This window comes from Methanoregula sp., from assembly GCF_028712425.1.
Taxonomy (GTDB): domain Archaea; phylum Halobacteriota; class Methanomicrobia; order Methanomicrobiales; family Methanospirillaceae; genus Methanoregula.
Genome location: NZ_JAQTQD010000037.1, coordinates 1 through 4,326, shown reverse-complemented (window position 1 = coordinate 4,326; position 4,326 = coordinate 1). Strand labels below are relative to the sequence as shown.

General features: G+C 52.3%; 5 protein-coding genes. 2 read left to right on the top strand and 3 right to left on the bottom strand.

Annotation, left to right across the window (positions count from 1 at the left end):
• Window positions 1-1,680 (bottom strand): type II/IV secretion system ATPase subunit (locus PHF39_RS13085; RefSeq protein WP_300224821.1); only part of this gene is annotated, 1,680 nt, incomplete at its 3' end.
• A 4-nt stretch (window positions 1,681-1,684) separates the two neighbouring features.
• Window positions 1,685-2,461, bottom strand: a complete 777-nt coding sequence (locus tag PHF39_RS13080; protein ID WP_300224819.1) for a hypothetical protein — start codon at window positions 2,459-2,461, stop codon at window positions 1,685-1,687.
• Between the two features lie 218 nt (window positions 2,462-2,679).
• Here PHF39_RS13080 and PHF39_RS13075 point away from each other — a divergent pair, with 218 nt between their 5' ends.
• The gene (locus tag PHF39_RS13075) at window positions 2,680-3,315 is read left to right on the top strand and encodes a type IV pilin N-terminal domain-containing protein (RefSeq protein ID WP_300224817.1); all 636 of its coding nucleotides are present in this window, start codon (window positions 2,680-2,682) and stop codon (window positions 3,313-3,315) included.
• Window positions 3,312-3,896, top strand: a complete 585-nt coding sequence (locus PHF39_RS13070; protein ID WP_300224815.1) for a type IV pilin N-terminal domain-containing protein — start codon at window positions 3,312-3,314, stop codon at window positions 3,894-3,896. Before PHF39_RS13075 ends, PHF39_RS13070 begins: the two co-directional genes overlap by 4 nt.
• 86 nt (window positions 3,897-3,982) lie before the next feature.
• Here the strand turns inward: PHF39_RS13070 and PHF39_RS13065 are convergent, their stop codons facing one another.
• Complete coding sequence (locus PHF39_RS13065; protein WP_300224812.1) at window positions 3,983-4,225, bottom strand: hypothetical protein; 243 nt, start codon at window positions 4,223-4,225, stop codon at window positions 3,983-3,985.
• Window positions 4,226-4,326 lie beyond the last annotated feature (101 nt).

Genomic DNA, 4,326 nt, shown 5'->3' with positions numbered 1-4,326 from the left:
ACCGTCGTCAACGGAGATCTCGTTGATGGCGGAGCAGCGCCGGATCCGCTGGTTGCCGTACGTGAAGACAGACTGGCTGATCACCAGATCGAGCGCCGTGAACATGACCGGGGGCACGCTGATGGGTTCGTGGGTGAGGCGGTTGACGGCTTCCCGTACGCTGCCGGCATGGAGGGTCGAGAGCGTTGCGTGGCCGGTGTTCATGGCCTGGAAAAGGGTCTGGGCCTCCCGTCCCCTCACTTCCCCCACGATGATGAACTCGGGGCGCTGGCGCATGGAAGCTTTCAGGAGGCTGAAGAGGTCGATATCTCCCTGGACACCGGAGACAGCAATCTCCCGGGTAATGGTGGCCAGCCAGTTCTTGTGCGGAAGCTGGATCTCGTGGGTGTCCTCTAAGGAGACGATCTTCGCGTTGAGCGGGATGAAGAGCGAGACCGCATTCATGGTGGAGGTCTTGCCGCTTGCCGTGCCTCCGGCAATGATGAGGCTCTTCCGGTGCTCGATTGCCAGCCAGAGAAATGCAAGTACCTCCGGGCTATAGGTCCCGTACCGGATCAGGTCGAGCGGGGTCATGGGATCGGCCCGGAACTTCCGGATGGTGAACGAGCTGCCCCGGAGGGAGACGATGTTACTGAACGTGATCTGGACCCGCGACCCGCCCGGCAGGGTAGCATCCACCATGGGGTTGGAGAGCGAGATCTGCTTGTTGGCCTTCTGGGCGAGTTTGAGGACGAACTGGTCGAGCTCCCCTTCACGGAAGAGGATATTGGTTGGCAGGCTGCCGTGAGTGCGGTGGAAGACGAAGACCGGCAGGTTCTCGCCGTTGCAGCTGATATCTTCGAGTGCAGGATCCCGCATCAGGGCTTCGAGCGGGCCGAAGCCCGAGAGATCGCGCCGGAGATAGTAGGAGAGAACTGCCAACCGGTCGTCTGCAATGCGGGGGTGGAATTCCCGGATAATGCGGCTGACGGTTCCATCGTCAAGTTTTTGGGCCGGTGGTTTCTCCGGATCATCGTATACGATCACCTTTCGCAGGTGGCCTGAAGTCTCCAGGAGCACGGCCTGTTCCTGCGGGGTGATGGACGGCTCATCCACCGTATAGGTGAATCCCGCATTTCCCCTCCGCAGAATCCGTATCGATACGAACGGCGACTCGATCCAGTACCGTTCCAGGAGCCCGGGTTCCTGCCCGGACGGGAGTGGGAGATCCTGTTCCTTACTCCGAGTTTCGCTGTCCTCTCTGCTATCGCAGGCAGCTAAAGGAGGTTTTGTTACGACCCGGGTATCATTTCGGGTAACGGATTCTGGGTGGAACCGGTGCCATGCCGCACTTCCGGTAAGTGCCAGGGTTGCGACAGAGATGATCCCGAGGAGCCCCAGCACCGGGATGGGGAGATCGACAAGGAGTGCGGCATACCCGGTGAGGAACGAGACAAGGAAGACTGCGAGGATCAGCGCATCGCCCGTGTCGGTCCTGTTGCCAAGCCGCGTGGGAATGGTTTGGAGCGGGGAAATTACTTTTCTGAGAACTGTTGTGGATTGTGCTGCAGGATCTTTCGTTGCCGGGGATAACGTGGGGGCCTGCAAGGATGATTGTGTTGACGCGGGATCTGTCCTGAACCCGGAAAATGTATTGGAGAGAGTAACGTAGATTACCTGTGTGAGATTGCGGAGTGTCATGATGTCAGAGCCCTCCGTAGAGCATCTCACGCAGTTCCGGGGGAATATCGGATTCCTGCGCTGAAGAAGCTGCAGATGCCTGTGTTGCGGACTGGGCGGGAGCGTTACCGGTGGCGATGTAGAGCGTGACATCGACCGATTCACCGGTCAGGGTCAGATGGTACCGTCCCTCATGGTAAATTTTCATGGTCCTATTCTCTTTTTGCGAGCTGAATTCACGCCCGTACCCGTCCTCCGCAACAATTGCCCGGGTCTCGTTATCCCGGACAGTTAATGCGAAATACGGGCGGCTGATGGATTTTCCGAGCGTGCCCTTGCAGGAATCCGGATCGTTGAGGCAATCGTAGAGTGGCTTGATATCGAAGGAGATCCATAGCGGCCCTTTGAGGGAGGTTGCATTAACCACAAGGCCGGTGGAGTTCCCCCTCAGAACATAGGTCTTTTTGAATTCCGGGGCACGGACATACCGGGCAGGATCGGTCATTGCATTGAACGCAAGGGCGTGCTGGGCCGGGTAGGGATCCGGCGTCAGCTCAGGAAGCGCTTCAGTGAAGATATCCGTTGTCTGAACTGGAGGCTGCGTACTGACTGAATTTCCAGGGATTTCCTGCTGAGTGGTTTGTGCAGTAATATTGCCATTCTCCGGTATCGCGCCCGGTGAGCCCTGCTGCATGAGCTTGATGCAGCCGGGGACCGTGGACAGGCAGATGATGAGCAGGAGAATGATGATCTGCGTTCGCTCTTTCCACTGGTTGGTTTTTCTGTCTTTCTCCTGATTCACACCAATATCTCCTTTCTGTATCCGGACCGGATTGACCTTCCAGTATAAGCTGTTCTTAACTTATAGTTTATTTGTTTTAAAACAAATAAAACTGATCAAGTTAAATAGTTTTAATACAATTTTAGCTGATCATGTCATCTACGATAGGGCCTTGCGGTCACTGGTTCCCGTTCGGGTACCTTTACTCATCGCAGGATGGCAGTCATTGGAGATGAAATATGAAACAAATCTTCAGGTATGATAACGGGAGAGCAGTATCGCCGGTTGTTGGTGTTATGCTCATGCTTGTCGTGACGATCATCATTGCAGCGGTGGTCAGTGCGTTCGCGGGAGGATTGTCCGGTGATACGAAAAAAGCACCTCAGTCAGTTATTGATGCCGACATCAAGTATCAGATGACCAATTCAATGAAGATGGTAATAACGAATGTCAATTTCAGATTACTAAGTGGTGATCCCCTCATTACAAAGGATCTGTCGATAATCACGTATTATACGAACAGCAGTGGCATTACCCTAAAACATGAGCAGACGGCTACCAGTCCGGTGACTGATCTTAACGCGGGAACACCCTACAGTGCCACTACTTATAATTCACGAGTTCCCTGTAACTTTAATTTAGAAAACGGAAGACCAACTGATCCAAGGCAACATTTCGGGAACTATACCTGGCTGGTCGGGGATACCATTACCTCGTATGATGATGCAGGGACTGCTGCTCTTCTTGGTATGAGCGGTACGTGGGATGGAAGCCTTCTTGACCCCGATTTAAAACCAGGCAGTATCGTAGATATCAAGATTCTCCATAAACCAAGCAACAAAATTCTCTTTGACAAGGAGGTTGTGGTAACATGAAAGGAATGACGAGTGATGCAGTATCCCCGGTTGTCGGTGTCATGCTCATGCTTGTCGTGACAATTATCATCGCGGCAGTCGTGTCGTCATTTGCGGGAGGGATGGCAGGCGATGCGAAAAAGGCCCCGCAGGCTACTCTTGTCGTAAGTCCGGTGATCCAGAGTCTCGAAGGCACTCCTGCAGCAAACGGTATTCTGGTTGTTCACAATGGCGGCGATGCTTTCTCCCTGGATAATATCGAATTTATGATAGAGGATTTCAATGGAGCAACCCGAACGTTTACCACTTCAGACAAGCTTCCGGCACTCAACCGTCTTCCGGCAGGTATTTCCAATAATGGATATTTCCGGAAGATTGGCAATACTTCTCCCACAGATTGTATGATTGCACCCGGTGATAAGTTCATGTTCTATGCGGATAACTACACTTATAGTTCCTGGTTCGGGGGTTATGAACTATTGTGGCAACCAAATGATGTTGCGAATAAAGTCTATGGATATTTCAATAAAGTTACGGCATGGGCAATTATTGATAAACGATCCGGCGACACAATTGCCAAAGGCGAATTGGTCTTCAAGTAAACAGGGCCCGAAAAATTTTCTTTTTTCAACCATACTCTATCCGAAATAACAGTTTATCTCACGTATTTTCATATTGGATCCGAATCTTACCAATAATCGATAGTTATTCCCGTTTCCTGCAGTTTGGTTACGTACCGGTTGACTGCATCGGGTTCGTTGAGGACTTCCACACCCCGGATATTTTCTGGAAGTTCGAGAATTTTCATCCGCGTTGTCACCGCACCGCTGAAGGCAACCGGTATTTCGTCCACTTGCCGGATGGTATACGGGTGCAGGACGGGCGTGCCATTTTCTTTCCAGACAATGTTGGCACAGATAGTATCAGCCATCACATCAGGACAGGGATTAGCGAGACGGGGAACGGATAGATTCTCATTCCCTCAGCAGGATGGTTCCCGTTATTACTCAATAAAATTTGTTTTAAAACAAA

What these genes read in the sequence shown, in the direction of transcription:
- PHF39_RS13065 (WP_300224812.1), bottom strand. Translation starts at nt 4,225, where the DNA reads ATGGCTGATACTATCTGTGCCAACATTGTCTGGAAAGAAAATGGCACG.
- PHF39_RS13075 (WP_300224817.1), top strand. Translation starts at nt 2,680, where the DNA reads ATGAAACAAATCTTCAGGTATGATAACGGGAGAGCAGTATCGCCGGTT.
- PHF39_RS13070 (WP_300224815.1), top strand. Translation starts at nt 3,312, where the DNA reads ATGAAAGGAATGACGAGTGATGCAGTATCCCCGGTTGTCGGTGTCATG.